Below are 19,010 nucleotides of genomic sequence, written 5' to 3'. Positions count from 1 at the left end.
ACCCCGCCTTAATGTGTGGTCGCCAACGCAGGCGTTGGTGTGGGCCTGTGGAAAAACTTCTCGAGGTACAAGTATATGACCGGCGTGGTGAACAAGGTCAGCGCCTGACTCACCAGCAAACCGCCGACCACCGCGATGCCCAGGGGCTGGCGCAGTTCGGCGCCGGGGCCGGCGCCGAGCATCAGCGGCACGGCGCCGAGCAGGGCGGCGAGGGTGGTCATGATGATCGGCCGGAACCGCGTGACGCAGGCTTCGTAGATCGCTTCCTGCGGCGGCAGGCCTCTGACCCTTTGAGCTTCCAGGGCGAAGTCGATCATCAGGATGCCGTTCTTCTTGACGATGCCGATTAGCAGCACCAGGCCGATCAAGGCCATGATCGAAAAGTCCTGGCCCAGCAGCCACAACATGATCAACGCGCCCAGCCCCGCCGACGGCAAGGTGGAAATGATCGTCAGCGGGTGGACGAAACTTTCGTACAGCACGCCGAGGATGATGTACACCGCCACCAGCGCCGCCAGGATCAGCCACGGCTGACTGGCCAGGGAACTCTGGAACGCCTGGGCCGCGCCCTGGAAGTTGCCGATGATGGTGGTCGGCATGCCGATTGCGTTCTTGGCCTGGTCGAGCATGATCACCGCATCGCCCAACGCCACCCCCGGTGCCAGGTTGAACGACAGGTTGGCGGCGGGGAACATGCCGTCATGGCTGATGGACAAGGGGCCGATGGTCGGCGGATCGACCTTGGCCAGCGCCGACAGCGGCACCATTTCATTGGTCAGCGGCGAGCGCAGGTAGAAGTAATTCAGGCTTTCCACCTTGCCGCGTTGCTGGGTGTCCAGTTCCAGCACCACCTGGTACTGGTTGATCTCGGTCTGGAACTCATTGATCTGGCGCTGGCCGAAGGCGTCGTACAGCGCCTGGTCGACATCGGTGGCGGTCAGGCCGAAGCGCGCGGCGGCCTGACGGTCGATGCTGATGTGGGTGATGCTGCCGCCCAGTTGCAGGTCGTTGGACAGGTCGCGAAACGCCGGGTTGGCACGCAGTTTTTCGGTGAGGCGCTGGGTCCAGGTGTTCAGCGTCGGGCCGTCGTTGCTCTTGAGCACATATTGATACTGGGCGCGGCTGGGGCCGGAGCTGAGGTTGATGTCCTGGCCGGCGCGCAGGTACAGGACGATGCCCGGTACTTTCGCCAGTTTCGGGCGGATGCGGTCGATGAATTGGCTGGCGGATACATCGCGATCGCCCCGGTCTTTCAACGCGATCCAGAAGCGGCCATTGGCGATGGTCTGGTTGCTGCCGGTGACCCCCACCGAATGGGAAAACGCCTGCACCGCCGGGTCGTCCTTGACGATCTCGGCCAGGGCCTTGTGCTTGGCGACCATGTCCGGGTACGACACATCGGCCGCCGCTTCGCTGGTGCCAAGCACGAAACCGGTGTCCTGTACCGGAAAGAACCCCTTGGGGATAAACACATAGCCGACCACCGCCAGCGCCAGCGTCACCATGAAGATCGCCAGCATGCTGCGTTGATGGGCCAGGGCGCGGCGCAGGTTGCGCGCATAACCGGCCAGCAGGCGTTCGCTGAAACTGGGTTTGTCGTGGGCCGGATGGGTCGGGGCGCGCATGAACAGCGCGGCCAGGGTCGGCGCCAGCGTCAGCGAGACCACCACCGAAATCAGGATGGTCGAGGTCGCCGTCAGCGCGAATTCCTTGAACAAACGCCCGACCACGCCGCCCATGAACAGCAGCGGAATGAACGCCGCCACCAGCGAGAAGCTGATGGACACCACGGTGAAGCCAATCTCGCCGGCGCCCTTGATCGCCGCTTCGCGCTGGCCGAGTCCGGCCTCGAGGTGGCGGTGAATGTTTTCCACCACCACGATTGCATCGTCCACCACAAAGCCCACGGCGATGACGATCGCCACCAGGGTCAGGTTGTTCAGGCTGAAGCCCATCACGTACATCAAGGCGAAACTGGCGATCAGCGACACCCCGAGCACGCTGGACACAATCAAGGTCGCCGACAGCTGGCGCAGGAACAACGCCATCACCGCCACCACCAGCAACACTGCGATCAGCAGGGTCACTTCTACTTCGTGCAGGGACGCGCGGATGGTCTTGGTGCGGTCGCTCAACACACTGACCTGCACCGAGGCCGGCAGCATGGCCTGCAGGCGCGGCAGTTCCGCTTGAATGCGGTCGACGGTCTCGACGATGTTCGCGCCGGGTTGGCGCGAGATCACCAGGTTGACCCCCGGTGTGTCGCCGGACCAGGCCTGGACGTAGGCGTTTTCCGAACCGTCGACGACTTTGGCGATGTCGCGCAGTTGAACCGGCGCGCCATTCTTGTAGGACACGATCAATTGGGCATAGTCGTCCGCCTGAAACAGCTGGTCGTTGCTCGACAGGGTCGACACGCTGTTTTCCCCATAGATCGCGCCTTTGGCCAGGTTCAGGCTCGACTGTTGGATCGCCAAGCGGATGTCGGCCAGGGTCAGGCCGATGGCCGCGAGTTTATCGGGCGATGCCTGCACACGAATCGCCGGGCGTTGCTGGCCGGTGATGTTGATCTGGCCGACGCCATCGATCTGGCTGATCTGCCGCGCCAGCAGGGTTTCCACGTAGTCGCTCAGTTCGGTGCTGGGCATGCTGTCGGAACTGACGCTGAGGATCAGCACCGGGCTGTCCGCCGGGTTGACCTTTTTCCAGGTCGGCAGGCTGGGCATATCACTGGGCAGTTTGCCGGAGGCGGTGTTGATCGCCGCCTGGACTTCCTGGGCCGCAGTGTCGATGCTTTTGTTCAGGGTGAATTGCAGGGTCAAGAGGCTGGAGCCCAAGGCACTGCTGGAGGTCATCTGGGTCATGCCGGGGATGGCGCTGAATTGCACTTCCAGGGGCGTGGCCACCGACGAGGCCATGGTGTCCGGGCTGGCGCCGGGCAATTGCGCTGTGACTTGGATCGTCGGAAATTCCGCTTCCGGCAGTGGGGCGACAGCCAGTTGCGGGAAGGCAATCAGCCCGAGCAACACCAGGGCGAACGTCAGCAGCAGGGTGGCGACCGGGTGGTCGACGCACCAGGCCGACGGTGAACGGCTGCCGCTCATGGTTGCACCTTGGCGTCGACGGTCTGGATCACTTGCGGCGGCTCCTTGAGCACCTCCACCCGAGCGCCCGCCTTGAGCCGCGACTGGCCATCACTGACCAGCACATCGCCGGCCTGCACGCCCTTGATGATGTTCACGTCGCTGTTCTGGTAAGTCACCTGCACTGGCACCACTTCCACCTTGTCACCGTTGACCCGGTATACGAAGTGCGAGTCCAGGCCGCGTTGCACCACGGTCGGCGGCACCACCAGGGCGTTCTTGTCGAGGGCGGTCTGGATCTTGATCGTCACCAGTTGCCCCGGCCACAGGCGTTGCGAGGCGTTTTTGAACTCGGCTTTGGCGCGTAGGGTGCCGGTGGTGGAGCTGATCTGGTTGTCGATCAGGCTCAAGTGGCCTTCACCGAGCAAGTCGCCGGTCTGGCCGTCGGTGTCGGCGCCCAGGTAGGCGTCGACGCTGGCAGGGGTGGGCGCGGCGATCAGGCCTTGCAGGGTCGGCAGCATCTGTTGCGGCAGGGAGAACTCGACGGTGATCGGGTCAATCTGCGTCACGGAGAACAGGCCCTGGGTATCGCTGGTGCGCAGGAAGTTGCCTTCATCAACGGTGCGAATACCCACACGGCCCGTCACCGGTGAGCGAATTTGTGTGTAGGAAAGCTGCACCTTGGCCGAGTCGATGGCCGCCTGGTTGCCTTGGGCGGTGGCTTTGAGTTGGTTGACCAGCGCCTGCTGCTGGTCGTAGGTCTGCTTGGATACGCCGTCGTCGATGCTCAGTTCCTTGTAGCGCTTGAGGTTGACCAGGGCCACTTGCAACTGTGCCTGGCTTTCCCCCAGTTGTGCCGTGGCCTGGTCGAGGCTGGCGCGGATCGAGCGATCATCGAGGGTCGCCAGCAGGTCGCCGGTCTTGACCCATTGGCCTTCCTTGACCAGCAATCGGGTGAGAATGCCGTCGACCTGGGGACGAATCACCACACTGTGCATCGACAACACCGAACCGATCCCGCTGACATAACGCGCAATATCCTGCTGCGCCACGCTGACCACCCGCACCGGGATCGCCGTGGGCGCCGCCAGCCTGGACTTGGTCGGGCGGGTCAAGGCCCAGGCGACAATAGCCAGCACGACGAGGACACCCACGATCAGGGCGGTTTTTCGTTGTATTTGCATGGAGTGAGGCGCCGGGGCAAAGGGTTGGAAGAATGTAGGGTCTTTATAGCCCGTCAACCCGGTCAGCAAGGTGACGGCTAACTGACAGCGCTGTCAGTAAAGGCCGACCATTCGTACAGGCAGTGGTTAAAGATCCGAGGGGCGCAGGTATACTGCGCGCCAGTGTGGCCCGCAAGCTGGGCCCGCATCATTTTTTGCACGCTCCGGAGCTTCCATGACTTCCCCGACACAACCCCCTGTTGAAACGGCCGACCTCGTCGATCCGGCCAGCGCTGAAAGCGTGGAAAAGGCCGAGATCCCGGCGTTCAAGTTTCCGTTCAAGCCGGGTGAACTGGCCGGGGCCAAGCATGCCGCCCAGCCGTGGTACAAGAATGGCGCCAAAAATGGCCACACCAAGTCGCCGGGCATGGCGCCGCCGGGTACTCGTCGCTCGATGGGTAAACGCTGAGATTAATCAGCCGAAAACTGTGCCGGACATTGCCTACGGCTCGCGCTGATATTTCTGCTTGTATGCCCACGCCCGTTTCTTGAAAGCTTGCACAGCCTCCGCTCCCGCCCCGATTGTTCTTGCCGGGGAGGGGGATGGTGAGGCTGGTCTTTCCGGAAAAGGACGTTCCCCGTGGCCCTGATACATATCGGTGTAGCGCTTGCCCTGTCGCTCTCGGTCAATACCGTTGCGGCGTTCGATTCACCGCGGCGCGAAATCCGTTTCGCCGTTGCCGCGCAATTTCCCCCCTTCCAGAGCCGCAACCCGCAAGGGCAGTTGGTCGGCCTGAATATCGAGTTGGGCAATGCCCTGTGCCAGCAGTTGAATGTGCGCTGCACCTGGGTCGACCAGGTGGTCGTCGAAAACTTCCCGGCCCTCGATGCCCGCCAATTCGACGCGATCATGGGCATGGCCCCCACCTCCGAACGGCGGCGCTGGGCCAATTTCACCGATAACCTCTACCCGTTCACCACCCGTCTGGTCGCTCGCCGAGACTCGGGCCTGACACCCAGCGTCAGTTCGCTCAAGGGCAAGCGAGTGGGCGTATTGCTGGGTAGCAACCGCGAGGCCTTCGCGCACTCCAAATGGGCGCCCGGCGGGGTGATCGTCAAGAGTTTCTGGCTCAATGACGAACTGGTCCGCAGCCTGGTGGCCGGCGACATCGACGCGACCCTGCAAGGCACCGTGGAGATTCGGCAAGCCCTGCTCGACACCGCCGCCGGCCAGGATTTCGCCTTTCTGGGGCCCGCCGTTTCGGCCGAACTGTTGGGCAACGGCGTGGCGATCGCGGTGCGCAAGCCCGACACGGCGCTGCGCCATGAGCTCAACCGTGCCCTGGAGGAGCTGATGCAAAACGGCGAATACCAGCGAATCCTTGCATCCTATCCTCTGGACGCCTCGTGAGTTCCGCTCAGGCCGCCTTCAACGGGATAAACGCATAATTGGCCGGCACTTCGGTGGCAATCTGCGCCCCTGCGTCGAGCAACTGTTCGGCGATGTCTATCCCCGACACGTGAAACACCCACCCATTGGCGACGTGTGGCTGATCCGCCGCCAACGCGATCGCCTGGGCAAACGCGCCCATGTCCGGCAGGTAGGCGGTAAACCCATCGCCCTTGAGTGCAGTGGTGCGAATACCGAGCAAGGCGCACACCGCCTCCTTGGTCTGCACATCATCGCGGTCGGCCTGGCGTGAGCGCTGGATCAACTGCGCCAGTTCCAGGTCCACCAACTCGCTGCCGACGATCAGCGCCGGTCCCTGCTCCCAGGCGTGCGGCGGGCATTCCTTGGCAGCCGGGTTCAGCGGGATATGCGGGTTGATCTCCATCGGATAGATACGGCACACCAGCGGGCGACGTTCATAGATGCGGCAGAGGTTGTCTTCGTCAAGATTCCGGCAGCGACCGGGGTTGTAGGCAGCGAAGGTGATGGCCACAAACGCTTTGGTGCTGCCGCTTGGGACTGCCACCGAACGTCGCTCGGCATGTTCGCGCTGCGCCGGCGGCAAGCCCAGGCCATCGGCCAGGAAACCTTCCACCAGAACGATGACGCTCCCGCCGTCGCGGGCCCACATACGGGCCTCGTCGAGGGTCAGGGGGACATGATGGTCGGTGCAGCATTTACCGCAACCGACGCAGGAAAAATGAGTGTTCATGGCGGATCTGTCACCAGGCTAGGTCAGAGGGCACGCAGGAGCGGTGACGGGTTTTGACGTCTTTGCACCGTTTCTGAAGGCTGGAAGCAAGTTATGCGCCAGTGACGGTCAATCGTCGCTGACCCTGTCGCGCAGCACGAACACCATTCCAGCGCTTTCATATAGCTGTCGCGCGCGCAGGTTGCTCTCCAGCACCTTGAGGTCCACGTAGGGTTCGCCGCGTTGCTTGAACACCTGGAAGCTGTGCAGCAGCAACGCGCGGCCCAGCCCCTGGCCCTGGTTGCAAGGGTGTACGGCGAGGTGCTTGATAAACGCGCTGGTCCAGCACTGGGCCACGCCGAGTATGCCTTGGTCGTTGCTGACCACCAGGCACAGCGTGGGGTCGAACTCGGCATCGCTGACGAATTGGTGTTGCCAGGTGTCCAGGTCGGGAACCCGACCGCCGCCCTGGTCCTGGGTCATGCGCAATACGGCATGAATCGACGGGGCCAGTGCTTCGCGGTAGTGATCCAGTTGCGTATGCGCCGGCCACTGCGGGGCGGGCAGGCTGCCCCTCAGGTCGCGGCGCAGCAGTTGGTAATACCCGCTCACCGGCTACAGGCCTTTTTGCGCCACGGTCTGGGCGGCCACCACCAGGCATTTGGTCAGTTCGGGCGACGAGAATTTGGTCAGTACCGCGTCGGCACCCGCCAGGCGCGCCTTCTCGCTGTTCATCGCGCTGTCCAGGGAGGTGTGCAACAGCACGTAAAGGTCCTTGAAATCCGGGGTTTCGCGCAGGGTGCGGGTCAGGGCATAGCCGTCCATTTCCGACATTTCGATGTCGGACACCACCACATTGATCTGCTCAGCCGTGCCTTGCAGTTCCAGCAGCACGTCGATGGCCTCCTTGGCACTGCGCGCGGTGTGGCAGTGCAGGCCAAGGTTGCGCAGGGTATGCACCGACTGCTGCAGGGCCACCTGGCTGTCGTCGACCACCAGGATACGGGCGTTGCCCAGTACCTCGGCCTCTTCCATGGTCAAGTCGGTGGGCGCCACTTCAATTGGTGCCGGTGCGATGGCATGGATGACTTTTTCGATGTCCAGCACTTGCACCAAGACGCCTTCCACCTGGGTGACGCCGGTGATGAACGCGCGGTTACCGCCGGAGCCATAGGGCGGCGGGCGAATGTCAGTGGTCAGGCAGTGCACGATCTTGCTCACCGCCTGCACATGCAGGCCCTGCTTGGAGCGGCTCACGTCGGTGACGATCAGGCAGCCGCCATCCGGGTCTTCCAGGGGCATTTCCCCCAGGGCGCGGCTCAGGTCGATCACCGCCAGTGAGTTACCGCGCAAGGTGGCGATGCCTTTGACGTGGGGGTGCGACTCCGGCAGCTTGGTCAACGGTGGGCAAGGGATGATTTCGCTGACTTTCAGCAGGTTGATGGCCATCAGCTTGCCGCTACGCAAGGTAAAGAGCAGAAGCGAGAGTGAGTCTGCGCGGGCTTTAGTGGTGGACATAAGAACCTTCTGTGAATCAGGGATGACGATCTTCTATGGCAGGTTATCGACTTGGGAGGGCCGGGCTTTAACCGGATTTTGTCTCCGGTCGCGCCCGTGCGGGGGGCGGTTGGCCCCCACACGGGTTATCGATCAGCCCTTCCACACCTGCGGGTTCACCAAGTCCTGCGGGCGCTGGCCGAGCAGGGCGCTGCGCAGGTTGTCCAGCGCGCGGTTGGCCATGGCTTCACGGGTTTCGGTGGTGGCCGAGCCGATGTGCGGCAAGGTCACCGCATTGCTCAGTTGGAACAGCGGCGACTCAGACAGCGGCTCCCGCTCATACACATCCAGGCCTGCGCCGCGGATGCGCTGGGTTTGCAGCGCTTGGATCAACGCCGGTTCGTCCACCACCGGGCCACGGGAAATATTGATCAGGATCGCGCTGGACTTCATCAGGCCCAGTTCTCGGGTGCTGATCAGGTGACGGGTCTTGTCGCTCAACGGCACCACCAGACAGACGAAATCCGCCTCGGCCAGCAACTGGTCCAGGCTGCGGAACTGCGCGCCCAGCTCCTGTTCGAGCGCCGGCTTGCGGCTGTTGCCGCTATAGAGGATCGGCATATTGAAACCCAGGCGCCCACGCCGGGCCACGGCCGCGCCGATATTGCCCATGCCGACGATGCCCAAGGTCTTGCCGTGCACGTCGCAACCGAACAACGGCGCGCCGATGCTGGCTTTCCATTGGCCGGCCTTGGTCCATGCGTCCAGCTCGGCCACGCGGCGCGCGCTGCTCATCAGCAGGGCGAACGCCAGGTCGGCGGTGCTTTCGGTCAGCACATCGGGGGTGTTGGTGAGCATGATCCCGCGCTCGTTGAAGTACGGCACGTCATAGTTGTCGTAGCCCACCGACACACTCGACACCACCTCCAGCTGGCTCGCGCCTTGCAACTGCTCGCGGCCCAGCTTGCGGCCCACGCCGATCAGGCCATGGGCGTGGGGCAGGGCTTCATTGAATTGCGCGTTGATATCGCCCAGCTTCGGGTTCGGCACGATCACCTCGAACTCCTGTTGCAGGCGTTCGATCATCGGCGGGGTGATACGGCTGAAGGCGAGGACAGTCTTTCTCATGGCTGGCGGGCTCATCGACTACGGAAGAATGCCAAGCACGCTAACATTCCTGCCGGCAATTGTCAGGACACCGCAGATCCAAAGCGGTCAGGGGCTAAATGTGGGAGGGAGCAAGCCCCGTCCCACATTTGCGGCGGTTGTCTGAAATAAATCAGTTCGCCAGGCGTACACCGCCCAGGCTGCCGCTCAACTCATACGCCGCCAGTTCCGCCTGATGCGCCGCGAGAATCTCCGGCAACGAACCGCGCAGGTATTCCACCCAGGTCTTGATCTTCGCGTCCAGGTACTGGCGCGATGGGTAGATGGCGTACAGGTTCAGCTCCTGGGAGCGGTAGTTGGGCATGACCCGCACCAGGGTGCCGTTGCGCAGGCCTTCGATGGCCGCGTACACCGGCAATAGGCCTACGCCCATGCCGCTGGTGATCGCGGTTTTCATCGCGTCGGCCGAGTTCACCAGGAACGGCGAGGTATTGATCGCGACGCTTTCCTGCCCTTCGGGACCGTTGAAGGTCCACTTGTCCAGCAGGACCACCGGGCTGACCAGGCGCAGGCACGAATGGTTGAGCAAGTCATGGGGGCGTTGGGCGCAGCCCTTGGCCTTGACGTAGTCCGGCGATGCGCAGGCGATGCTGTAGGTAATGCCCAGGCGCTGGGACACGAAGCCCGAATCCGGCAGTTCGCTGGCCAGTACGATGGACACGTCGTAGCCCTCGTCGAGCAGGTCCGGCACGCGGTTGGCCAGGGTCAGGTCGAAGGTCACGTCTGGATGGGTACGACGGTAGCGGGCAATCGCGTCGATGACGAAATGCTGGCCGATGCCGGTCATGGTGTGCACTTTCAGTTGTCCGGCCGGACGCGCATGGGCATCGCTGGCCTCTGCTTCGGCTTCTTCGACATACGCGAGGATCTGTTCACAGCGCAACAAGTAGCGTTTACCCGCCTCTGTGAGCGCAATGCGACGGGTTGTGCGGTTGAGCAAGCGTGTTTGCAGATGGGCCTCAAGGTTGGATACCGCGCGCGAGACGTTGGCGGTGGTGGTATCCAGTTGCACGGCGGCGGCAGTGAAGCTGCCGGCTTCTGCCACACAACTGAAGGCGCGCATGCTTTGCAGAGTGTCCATGGAGTGTTCTCAGGGGAGATGCCAAATTGTGACAGAAAGTTACGTCGTACAGTGATACCTACCAACGGATTATCGCGTGAACGGTAACAAAGATTCACAGGAATACCAGCTTATCGTCCTCCATCCCGCGCCCTAGAATTACGCCACTCTCCCCGCAACACCACCTCAGGAATTCGCAGCAGTGCCGCGTCGCATCAGCAGAGAGCTGAAGACTCTCAGTGTTTGGGCCTTATCGTTAGCAATCAGCGGCTGCATCGGAACCGGAGGGATTGCCCCCCAAGACCAGGCCCTCAATGCCAATACCCTGGCCACCGACGAGGCGATTCAGAGCGCCGCGAGGGATGCCCATTGGCCCACCGCACAGTGGTGGCAAGCCTATGGCGACCCGCAGCTCAACCGCTGGGTCGAACTCGCCACCCGCGATAGCCCGAGCATGGCCATGGCCGCCGCACGGGTGCGTGATGCGCGGGCCATGGCCGGGATTGTCGAATCGGCCGAGTCGCTGCATATCAACAGCGACACCACCCTCAAACGCCACAACTGGCCGAACGACCAGTTCTACGGCCCGGGTGCGTTGAGCGGTGCCAACACTTGGGACAACAACACCTCCCTGGGCTTCAGCTACGCCCTCGACCTGTGGGGCCGCGAAAGCAACGCCACCGAGCGTGCCGTCGACCTGGCGCACATGAGCGCCGCCGAAGCACGCCAGGCCCAGCTGGAACTGCAGAACAACGTGGTGCGCACCTATATTCAGCTGTCGTTGCACTACGCCAGCCGCGATATCGTCGCCGCGACCCTGGCCCAGCAACAGCAGATCCTCGACCTGGCCAACAAACGCCTGAACGCCGGGATCGGCACCCACTTCGACGTGAGCCAGGCCGAAACCCCGTTGCCGGAAACCCATCGTCAATTGGACGCGCTGGACGAAGAAATCGCCCTGACTCGCAACCAACTGGCGGCATTGGCCGGCAAGGGACCGGGGGAGGGCGCGCAATTGCAACGTCCTAGCCTGTCCCTCGCCGCGCCGTTGAAGCTGCCGTCGAGCTTGCCCGCGCAACTGCTCGGCCAGCGCCCCGACGTGGTCGCCAGCCGCTGGCAAGTGGCGGCCCAGGCCCGTGGCATCGATGTCGCCCACGCCGGTTTCTACCCTAACGTCGACCTGGTCGGCAGCCTCGGCTACATGGCCACCGGCGGCGGCATGCTGGAGTTCCTGGCGGGCAAGAAATTCAACTACAGCGTCGGCCCGGCCATTACCTTGCCGATCTTCGACGGCGGTCGCCTGCGTTCGGAGTTGGGCGAAGCCAGCGCCGGCTATGACATCGCCGTGGCGCACTACAACCAGACGCTGGTCAATGCACTCAAGGGCATCAGCGACCAGTTGATCCGCCGCGAGTCCATGGACAAGCAGGCGTTATTCGCCGCGCAATCGGTGGCTTCTGCGCAAAAAACCTACGACATCGCTATGATCGCCTACCAGCGCGGTCTGACCGATTACCTCAATGTGCTGAATGCCCAGACCCTGCTGTTCCGCCAGCAGCAAATCGAGCAACAGGTGCAGGCCGCGCGGCTGAGTGCCCATGCCGAACTGGTGACCGCCCTGGGTGGCGGCCTGGGGGCCGGCAACGATGTGCCCAAAGACGCCAAGACCGTCCCGAGCAAGACCCCGGCAGCGCTTGCCGTGTTTGATCACTGAGTAGGACTGAATGACTCCCTTGCCCGCACCGTTGCGCTGGTTGCACTCCCTTGAATGGCGCCGTGGTTTTTTCGACTGGGCACGCAGCGATGGCGTGACCTGGGTGTACATCTTCAAGGTGCTGATCGCCGCGTTTGCCACGCTGTGGCTGGCCATGCGCCTGGAACTGCCGCAACCGCGCACGGCGATGATCACCGTGTTTATCGTGATGCAACCCCAGAGCGGCCAGGTGTTCGCCAAGAGTTTCTATCGTTTCCTCGGCACCCTGACGGGGTCGGCGGTGATGGTGCTGTTGATCGCCTTGTTTGCGCAGAACACCGAGTTGTTCCTTGGTTCGCTGGCGATCTGGGTGGGTATCTGTACCGCCGGCGCCACGCGCAACCGTAACTTTCGTGCCTATGGGTTTGTGTTGGCCGGTTACACGGCGGCGATGGTTGGCCTGCCGGCGCTGGCCCATCCCGACGGCGCGTTTATGGCGGCCGTGTGGCGGGTGCTGGAAATTTCCCTGGGGATTCTCGTCTCCACGCTGGTCAGCGCCGCGATCCTGCCGCAAACCTCCAGCGCCGCCATGCGCAACGCGCTGTACCAGCGCTTTGGTGTGTTCGCGCTGTTCGTCACCGATGGCCTGCGTGGGCGCAGCAAGCGCGAAGCCTTTGAAAGCACCAACGTGCGTTTTATCGCCGAAGCCGTGGGCCTGGAAGGGTTGCGCAGCCTCACCGTGTTCGAAGACCCACACATGCGTCGACGCAACGGCCGGCTCAGTCGCCTCAACAGCGAATTCATGAGCATCACCACGCGCTTCAACGCCTTGCACCAATTGCTCGAACGCCTGCGTGCCGATGCGGCGGACCACGTGGTCGCCGAAATCAAACCTGGCCTGCAGGACTTGGCCGAGGTGCTCGACGGATTCTCCGGTCGCGCCCTCACCAGCCCCGATGCGGTGCGGTTGGTCAACCAGCTCAGCGTCTACAAGGACGGCTTGCCCGCCAAGGTCCGCAGCCTGCGAGCGATCTTCCAGCAAGGCAACCCGAGCGAAGACGAACAGCTGGACTTTCATACCGCCTACGAGCTGCTCTACCGTTTTGTCGACGACCTGCACAACTACGCGCAGACCCACGCTTCCCTGGCCGATCACACCCATGCGCGGGAACAGTGGGACGAAACCTTCATCCCGAAAACCAACTGGCTGGCTTGCCTGGCCTCGGGCTTGCGGGCGTCGTTCATCCTGATCGTGCTCGGCAGTTACTGGGTGGCGACCGCCTGGCCCAGCGGCGCCACCATGACCCTGATCGCGGCGGCCACCGTCGGCCTGTCCGCCGCCACGCCCAACCCCAAACGCATGGCGTTCCAGATGGCCTGCGGTACGTTTATCGGGGCACTGGTGGGCTTTGTCGAAATGTTCTTCGTGTTCCCCTGGATCGACGGCTTCCCGCTGCTGTGCGTGATGCTCGCCCCGGTGATCATTTTCGGTGCCTTCCTCAACTCACGCCCGCAATACGCCGGTGTCGGCGTGGGCCTGCTGATCTTTTTCAGTACCGGTTCGGTGCCGGACAACCTGACGGTGTATAACCCCTACGCTTTTATCAACGATTACATCGCCATGGTTATCGGCATGCTGGTGTGCGCGGCGGCGGGGGCTATCATCCTGCCGCCCAACAGTCGCTGGTTGTGGCGCCGCCTGGAGCAGGACCTGCGCGAGCAAGTGGTGTATGCGATCAGCGGCAAGCTCAAGGGCCTGGCATCGAGTTTCGAAAGCCGCACCCGCGACCTGCTGCACCAGGCTTATGGTCTGGCGGTCGGCCAGCCGCAGGTGCAACGCGACCTGCTGCGCTGGATGTTCGTGGTGCTGGAAGTCGGCCACGCGATCATCGAGTTGCGCAAGGAACAGGCGATCCTGCCAGTGCACCCGGCGTATGCCGAATCCCAGCCCTGGCGCCAGGCGATCCGGGTGATGGGGCGCTCGCTGGTGCGGCTGTTCCTGCAACCCAGCGCGAGCAACCTGGAGCGTGGGTTGATCGCCGTCGACCATGCAATCAGCCGCGTGCAGGCCACCGACGAACCTTTCGCCCCGCACTTCGACACCTCGGCCCTGCGCCGGGTCAAAAGCTACCTGCACTTTATCCGCACCTCGCTGCTGGACCCGCAATCGCCACTCGCGGCCCTCAAAGGAGCCCCGCATGCCTCGTGAAATCGCCTTTCATGGCGTCTACATGCCGACCATGACCCTGATGTTCCTGATCGCGGCGGGACTCGCCTGGGCGCTGGACCGCTTCCTGGCCGGGTTCGACCTGTACCGTTTTTTCTGGCACCCGGCGTTGCTGCGCCTGAGCCTGTTCGTTTGCCTGTTCGGCGCCCTGGCGCTGACCGTCTACCGTTGAGAATGCCCCGATGAAAAAGTTTTTCAGCCTGCTCGCCACCCTGCTGGTACTGGCTTTGGCAATCTGGATTGGCCGCACGTTGTGGGTGCACTACATGGAAACGCCCTGGACCCGCGACGGTCGTGTGCGGGCTGACATCATCAACGTCGCCGCCGACGTCACCGGCGAAGTGGTCGACGTGCCGGTGCGTGACAACCAATTGGTGAAAAAGGGCGACCTGCTGATGCAGATCGACCCCGAACACTACCGTCTCGCCGTCAAACAGGCCCAAGCCCTGGTTGCCTCGCGCAAAGCCACTTGGGAAATGCGCAAGGACAACGCCCACCGCCGTGCCGACCTCGACGCCCTGGTGATCTCCAAGGAAAACCGCGACGACGCCGGCAACATCGCCGACTCGGCCCTGGCCGACTACCAGCACGCCCAGGCGCAATTGGAAGCGGCGGAACTCAACCTCAAGCGCACCCAGGTCTTGGCTGCGGTGGACGGCTACGTCACCAACCTCAACGTGCACCGTGGCGACTACGCGCGCATCGGCGAAGCCAAGATGGCCGTGGTGGATATGAACTCGTTCTGGGTCTATGGCTTCTTCGAAGAAACCAAACTGCCCCATGTGAAAGTCGGCGACAAAGCCGATATGCAATTGATGAGCGGCGAGACCCTAAAAGGCCACGTGGAAAGCATCTCCCGCGGCATCTACGACCGCGACAACCCGGAGAGCCGCGAGCTGGTCGCCGACGTGAACCCGACCTTCAACTGGGTGCGCCTGGCCCAGCGCGTGCCGGTGCGGATTCATATCGATGAAGTGCCCGAAGGCGTGTTACTGGCGGCGGGTATCACCTGCACCGTGATCGTCAACCAAACGCCGGAGTGACTGGTGGGAGGGAGCAAGCCCCCTCCCACAGTTGACTGAGTCAGCTATAGATTGCCCTTCAAACCAAAGCGTTTCTTCAACACGGTTTCCAACAATCCCTTGGGCAACAACGCCGCCATCCACGGCAATGCCCGGCTGCCGTTGCCCGAGCGCAGCAGGCGCGGTGGCTGTTGCTGTTGCACGGCTTTAAGCACATCGGCCGCAAATACGTTGGCGGGTGTTGGTTTGTCCTGGGAGGCCTGGCTGCGTGCGCGAATGCCTTCGCGCAACGGCCACCACGGCGATTTTTCGTTGATCAACAGCTCGGCCTGGGCGCCGGCGTTTTTTGCAAAGTGTGTGTCGATGGCGCCGGGTTGCACTTCCATCACCCGCACGCCAAACGGCGCCAGCTCCATGCGCAATGCATCACTCAACGCATGTACTGCCGCCTTGGAGGCGCAGTAGGCGCCGGCAAACGGCGTGACCAGCACCCCAGAAACGCTGCCGATATTCACCACCAGGCCTTTGCTGCGACGCAGTGCGGGGAAGAACGCCTGGGTCACGCCGACGATGGAAAACACATTGGTCTCGAACTGGCGCTGCATCGCTGCGGTGCCGCCGTCGAGCAGCGGGCCCATGGCGCCGTAGCCGGCGTTGTTGATCAGCACGTCCAGTTCACCCCATTGCTCGGCCAGGCGTTGCAGGGCGGCGCTGTCGTTGACGTCCAGTTGCACGGCGTTGAAGCCGGCGGCGCCAAGGGCGGCGACGTCGTCCGGGCGGCGGGCGCTGGCCCATACGTCGAAGCCCGCAGCTTTGAATGCGTCAGCCAGAGCGCGGCCTATACCGCTGGAGCAACCGGTGATGAGTACGTTGGGCATGGATCAGTCCTTTGTCAGTCCGAGAAACTGCCTTGCAAATGCTCGGCGCGAAATTCCAGGGTTTGCGGGCGATAGCCGGGGCGCAACGGTGGGGTGGGCAGGCAATCTTCCCAAGTGGCACCGGCTTGCAGTTCGCCGGGGCCGCGATAGCGGGGGGCCGCATAGACGTTGTCGGCCAGGTTGACCGTATCGCCCGGTGCATAGGCGGCGACGCGCCAGCGCAGTTCGGTCAGCGGTACGTTGTTGCCGTTGTTCAGGGTCAGTTTCAGTGGGCGGTCGGCGGGGCAGTCCTGGGGGGCGTAGGTGATGCGCAGCTCCAGGCGCGCCAGTTGCGAGGCTTCGCGATTGTCCAGCCAAACCACCCATACCGCGACCAGCCCCAGGCCGGCAGCGGCGGCGAGTGAAACCGGCAAGGCTTTGGCCGGGTAGCGTAACAGCAGGATCAGCCAGGTGATGATCAGGAGAACGCCGAAGAACATGGAGACCACCTCGAATAGGGAGCGAGCATCCTAACTTAAGCGTAGGTGGGATTGGCTACCTTGAGTGCTGCGGTGGCCGGGCGGGCCTCATCGGGGGCAAGCCCCCTCCCACCTCTGATCTGTGAATACATTCAAATGTGGGAGGGGGCTTGCCCCCGATGAGGCCCTCACAGCCAGCGCAAATCCCAAACAAAAAAGCCCCCGCCCCACCCACTGCGGATGGGGACGCAGTGAGCAGGGCGAGGGCTTCTTGTACGACTGTTTTATTGCGCGATAGTTTTCACCGACACGCCGCGTTCGACCGGCGTGGAGCGACCGTAGATATCTTCGAAGCGCTCGATATCGTCTTCGCCCAAATAGCTGCCCGATTGCACTTCAATGATCTCCAACGGGATCTTGCCCGGGTTGCGCAGGCGGTGCACCGAGGCGATCGGGATGTAGGTGGACTGGTTCTCGCAGAGCAGGAACACGTTGTCGTCACAGGTGACTTCGGCGGTGCCGCTGACCACGATCCAGTGTTCGGCGCGGTGGTGGTGCATTTGCAGCGACAGGCACGCGCCCGGCTTGACCGAGATGTGCTTGACCTGGAAGCGCCCGCCCATGTCCACCGAGTCGTAGGAACCCCACGGACGGTAGACCTCGCAGTGGTTCTGGGTTTCGCTGCGCCCCTGTTCGTTGAGGGTCGCGACCATCTGCTTGACGCCCTGGACCTTGTCCTTGTGGGCAATCATCATCGCGTCCTTGGTTTCCACCACCACGATGTTTTCCAGGCCGATCACCGACACCAGCTTGCCGTTGCCGTGGATCATGCAGTTCTTGCTGTCCTGGATCACCACGTCGCCTTTGGTGACGTTGCCGTTGATGTCCTTATCGTTGACCGCCCACAGCGACGCCCAGCAACCCACGTCGCTCCAGCCCGCGCTGAGCGGCACCACGCAGGCGCGCTGGGTTTTTTCCATCACGGCGTAGTCGATGGAATTGTCCGGGCAGCAGGCGAAGGTGGCTTCGTCGAAGGTCACTGTGTCGGCGTCCTGCGCGCTGCGTTCCAGGGTCAGTACGCAGGTGTCGTAGATGTCCGGGTCGTGCTTTTTCAGCTCTTCGAGGAAGCGGCTGGCGCGGAACAGGAACATGCCGCTGTTCCAGAAATAACCGCCGCTTTTGACAAACTCGACGGCGCGTTTTTCATCGGGTTTTTCCACGAACTGTTGCACGCGGCTCACGCCTTCGGGCAGCAGCGAGTCGTTGGTGGACTTGATGTAGCCGTAACCGGTTTCCGGACGGGTCGCCGGCACGCCGAACAGCACCATCTCGCCACGCTCGGCGGCCACGGTGGCCAGGGCCAGGGCGCGTTGCAGGGCTTTCTGGTCGTCGATCACATGGTCGGCGGGCAGCACCAGCATCAGCTCGTCGCGGCCTTCGTTGACCAGCATCATCGCGGTCAGCGCCACGGCCGGCGCGGTGTTGCGGCCGAAGGGCTCCATCAGGATGCGCTGGCATTCGAGCTTACGGGTGCTCAGTTGCTCGTTGACGATGAAACGGTGGTCCTTGTTGCAGACCACGATCGGCGTGTCCATGCCGTCGAACACCAGGCGTTCCAGGGTCTGCTGGAACAGCGTGTGCTCGCCGGTCAGGGCCAGGAATTGTTTGGGGAACTGTTTGCGGGAAAGCGGCCAAAGACGTGAGCCGCTACCACCGGAAAGGATTACTGGGATCATGTGTTTCTCCTTGAATCGATTTGGGTCAGAGCTACGAAGGTTTGTCGTTTCACTCTTGTTTTTGTCTCGCTCCGAACTGACACCTCGTTCCCTCTGTAGGAGCGAGCTTGCTCGCGAAGAACTCCCAGACACCGCGTACATCCAGAATGCCCGCGTCGTCATTGGCGATTTTCGCGAGCAAGCTCGCTCCTACAGGGATAGGGTCAATCCGGAAAATTAATCAGCGGGTCGACACGGGGCGCTTGACCCACACTGGCGACAGGCTGCTACCGGAACCGGTGACGTACAGCACCGCTGCCTCACCGCGTTCCAGGGCGACGGGCTTCACATCGCCGACTTTCTTGTCGCCGTCATACAGCGCCAGGCTGACTTTCACCGGGTTGATCTCACGCTCGCCACGGCCTTTGGCGGCCACGGACTTGACCACGTCGGTCTTGCCGTCGGCGGTTTTCAGGGTCAGGGCCTTGTCGCTGAGGTTCTGCACGCGCACCAGGGATTTCTGCTTGTTCTTGAACGGCGGTTCTTCGATCAACTGCGGCTGGCCACTGCTGCTATTGACCAGGGTGTAGTAGTGGTCCGGCGCGAGTTTGACCGACACGGTCTGGCTGCCGACCTTGGCGCTGTAGTCGCCGCCCGGCATGAAGCTGAAGTCGCTGCTGGCCAGTGGGGCCACGTCGCTGAGGTGGGTGGCGCCGACGGTGGCGCTGACTTCCTGGTTGCTGGCGTTGTACACCCGCACGAAGCTCGAGCCTTTCGGGGCGGTCGGGCCGTACAGGGCGGCGTCGCCCCCGGCGAAGGCGGACATCGATACAACGCTCATGCCGGCCACCAGGGCCAGGGTCTTGGCGAGACGACGCGGAGTAGTAGTGAAAGTCATGTGAGTTA

General features: G+C 62.9%; 17 protein-coding genes. 6 read left to right on the top strand and 11 right to left on the bottom strand.

Features of this window, described 5'->3' with window-relative positions; translation table 11 throughout:
* Positions 1–8: 8 nt before the first annotated feature.
* Both BLR63_RS17550 and BLR63_RS17545 read right to left on the bottom strand, forming a co-directional pair.
* A complete protein-coding gene (locus BLR63_RS17550) occupies positions 9–3,104 on the bottom strand; it encodes a multidrug efflux RND transporter permease subunit (protein WP_010565669.1) in 3,096 nt (1,031 codons plus the stop codon).
* On the bottom strand, positions 3,101–4,267 hold the full coding sequence (locus tag BLR63_RS17545) for an efflux RND transporter periplasmic adaptor subunit (RefSeq protein WP_010565668.1): 1,167 nt from the start codon (positions 4,265–4,267) through the stop codon (positions 3,101–3,103). The genes BLR63_RS17550 and BLR63_RS17545 overlap by 4 nt, the downstream gene beginning before the upstream one ends.
* Before the next feature lie 214 nt (positions 4,268–4,481).
* Between BLR63_RS17545 and BLR63_RS17540 the strand changes: the two genes are divergently transcribed.
* Positions 4,482–4,715, top strand: a complete 234-nt coding sequence (locus BLR63_RS17540) for a hypothetical protein (protein ID WP_010565667.1) — start codon at positions 4,482–4,484, stop codon at positions 4,713–4,715.
* A gap of 171 nt (positions 4,716–4,886) precedes the next feature.
* Positions 4,887–5,657, top strand: a complete 771-nt coding sequence (locus tag BLR63_RS17535; protein ID WP_010565666.1) for a transporter substrate-binding domain-containing protein — start codon at positions 4,887–4,889, stop codon at positions 5,655–5,657.
* 7 nt (positions 5,658–5,664) lie between these two features.
* Here BLR63_RS17535 and BLR63_RS17530 read toward each other — a convergent pair whose 3' ends face one another.
* From BLR63_RS17530 to BLR63_RS17510, 5 genes are all read right to left on the bottom strand, one after another.
* Entirely contained in the window at positions 5,665–6,408 is a 744-nt protein-coding gene (locus BLR63_RS17530; protein WP_042947011.1) for a YkgJ family cysteine cluster protein, read from the bottom strand.
* A 108-nt stretch (positions 6,409–6,516) separates the two neighbouring features.
* Positions 6,517–6,999, bottom strand: coding sequence for a GNAT family N-acetyltransferase (locus BLR63_RS17525; protein WP_010565664.1), 483 nt, complete (start codon positions 6,997–6,999; stop codon positions 6,517–6,519).
* A 3-nt stretch (positions 7,000–7,002) separates the two neighbouring features.
* Positions 7,003–7,905, bottom strand: a complete 903-nt coding sequence (locus BLR63_RS17520; RefSeq protein ID WP_010565663.1) for a chemotaxis protein CheV — start codon at positions 7,903–7,905, stop codon at positions 7,003–7,005.
* Positions 7,906–8,037: 132 nt separating this feature from the next.
* On the bottom strand, positions 8,038–9,012 hold the full coding sequence (locus BLR63_RS17515) for a 2-hydroxyacid dehydrogenase (protein ID WP_010565662.1): 975 nt from the start codon (positions 9,010–9,012) through the stop codon (positions 8,038–8,040).
* A 151-nt stretch (positions 9,013–9,163) separates the two neighbouring features.
* A complete protein-coding gene (locus BLR63_RS17510; RefSeq protein WP_010565661.1) occupies positions 9,164–10,132 on the bottom strand; it encodes a LysR family transcriptional regulator in 969 nt (322 codons plus the stop codon).
* A gap of 181 nt (positions 10,133–10,313) precedes the next feature.
* Here BLR63_RS17510 and BLR63_RS17505 point away from each other — a divergent pair, with 181 nt between their 5' ends.
* From BLR63_RS17505 to BLR63_RS17490, 4 genes are read left to right on the top strand one after another with little or no spacing between them, the layout of a single operon-like run.
* Complete coding sequence (locus BLR63_RS17505) at positions 10,314–11,825, top strand: efflux transporter outer membrane subunit (protein ID WP_010565660.1); 1,512 nt, start codon at positions 10,314–10,316, stop codon at positions 11,823–11,825.
* 10 nt (positions 11,826–11,835) lie between these two features.
* On the top strand, positions 11,836–14,013 hold the full coding sequence (locus tag BLR63_RS17500; protein ID WP_010565659.1) for an FUSC family protein: 2,178 nt from the start codon (positions 11,836–11,838) through the stop codon (positions 14,011–14,013).
* Positions 14,003–14,203, top strand: coding sequence for a DUF1656 domain-containing protein (locus tag BLR63_RS17495; RefSeq protein WP_010565658.1), 201 nt, complete (start codon positions 14,003–14,005; stop codon positions 14,201–14,203). Before BLR63_RS17500 ends, BLR63_RS17495 begins: the two co-directional genes overlap by 11 nt.
* 10 nt (positions 14,204–14,213) lie before the next feature.
* Positions 14,214–15,074: an efflux RND transporter periplasmic adaptor subunit gene (locus tag BLR63_RS17490; protein WP_010565657.1), complete on the top strand. Its 861-nt coding sequence runs from the start codon at positions 14,214–14,216 to the stop codon at positions 15,072–15,074.
* 44 nt (positions 15,075–15,118) lie between these two features.
* Here the strand turns inward: BLR63_RS17490 and BLR63_RS17485 are convergent, their stop codons facing one another.
* The 4 genes from BLR63_RS17485 to BLR63_RS17470 form a co-directional block, all read right to left on the bottom strand.
* A complete protein-coding gene (locus tag BLR63_RS17485) occupies positions 15,119–15,931 on the bottom strand; it encodes an SDR family oxidoreductase (RefSeq protein WP_010565656.1) in 813 nt (270 codons plus the stop codon).
* Between the two features lie 14 nt (positions 15,932–15,945).
* Positions 15,946–16,410: a hypothetical protein gene (locus BLR63_RS17480; protein ID WP_010565655.1), complete on the bottom strand. Its 465-nt coding sequence runs from the start codon at positions 16,408–16,410 to the stop codon at positions 15,946–15,948.
* Positions 16,411–16,673: 263 nt separating this feature from the next.
* Complete coding sequence (locus BLR63_RS17475; RefSeq protein ID WP_010565654.1) at positions 16,674–18,125, bottom strand: mannose-1-phosphate guanylyltransferase/mannose-6-phosphate isomerase; 1,452 nt, start codon at positions 18,123–18,125, stop codon at positions 16,674–16,676.
* A gap of 220 nt (positions 18,126–18,345) precedes the next feature.
* A complete protein-coding gene (locus BLR63_RS17470; RefSeq protein WP_010565653.1) occupies positions 18,346–19,002 on the bottom strand; it encodes an alginate O-acetyltransferase AlgF in 657 nt (218 codons plus the stop codon).
* Positions 19,003–19,010: the final 8 nt, after the last annotated feature.

The organism is Pseudomonas extremaustralis, from assembly GCF_900102035.1.
Classification (GTDB): Bacteria; Pseudomonadota; Gammaproteobacteria; order Pseudomonadales; family Pseudomonadaceae; genus Aquipseudomonas; species Aquipseudomonas extremaustralis.
This window is presented reverse-complemented; position numbering and strand designations above follow the sequence as displayed.

Excerpts from the sequence above, each read along its gene's own strand:
- BLR63_RS17470 (WP_010565653.1), bottom strand. The coding sequence starts at position 19,002 with ATGACTTTCACTACTACTCCGCGTCGTCTCGCCAAGACCCTGGCCCTG.
- BLR63_RS17490 (WP_010565657.1), top strand. The coding sequence starts at position 14,214 with ATGAAAAAGTTTTTCAGCCTGCTCGCCACCCTGCTGGTACTGGCTTTG.
- BLR63_RS17520 (WP_010565663.1), bottom strand. The coding sequence starts at position 7,905 with ATGTCCACCACTAAAGCCCGCGCAGACTCACTCTCGCTTCTGCTCTTT.
- BLR63_RS17510 (WP_010565661.1), bottom strand. The coding sequence starts at position 10,132 with ATGGACACTCTGCAAAGCATGCGCGCCTTCAGTTGTGTGGCAGAAGCC.
- BLR63_RS17545 (WP_010565668.1), bottom strand. The coding sequence starts at position 4,267 with ATGCAAATACAACGAAAAACCGCCCTGATCGTGGGTGTCCTCGTCGTG.
- BLR63_RS17475 (WP_010565654.1), bottom strand. The coding sequence starts at position 18,125 with ATGATCCCAGTAATCCTTTCCGGTGGTAGCGGCTCACGTCTTTGGCCG.
- BLR63_RS17540 (WP_010565667.1), top strand. The coding sequence starts at position 4,482 with ATGACTTCCCCGACACAACCCCCTGTTGAAACGGCCGACCTCGTCGAT.
- BLR63_RS17480 (WP_010565655.1), bottom strand. The coding sequence starts at position 16,410 with ATGTTCTTCGGCGTTCTCCTGATCATCACCTGGCTGATCCTGCTGTTA.
- BLR63_RS17550 (WP_010565669.1), bottom strand. The coding sequence starts at position 3,104 with ATGAGCGGCAGCCGTTCACCGTCGGCCTGGTGCGTCGACCACCCGGTC.
- BLR63_RS17495 (WP_010565658.1), top strand. The coding sequence starts at position 14,003 with ATGCCTCGTGAAATCGCCTTTCATGGCGTCTACATGCCGACCATGACC.
- BLR63_RS17485 (WP_010565656.1), bottom strand. The coding sequence starts at position 15,931 with ATGCCCAACGTACTCATCACCGGTTGCTCCAGCGGTATAGGCCGCGCT.
- BLR63_RS17530 (WP_042947011.1), bottom strand. The coding sequence starts at position 6,408 with ATGAACACTCATTTTTCCTGCGTCGGTTGCGGTAAATGCTGCACCGAC.
- BLR63_RS17500 (WP_010565659.1), top strand. The coding sequence starts at position 11,836 with ATGACTCCCTTGCCCGCACCGTTGCGCTGGTTGCACTCCCTTGAATGG.
- BLR63_RS17515 (WP_010565662.1), bottom strand. The coding sequence starts at position 9,012 with ATGAGAAAGACTGTCCTCGCCTTCAGCCGTATCACCCCGCCGATGATC.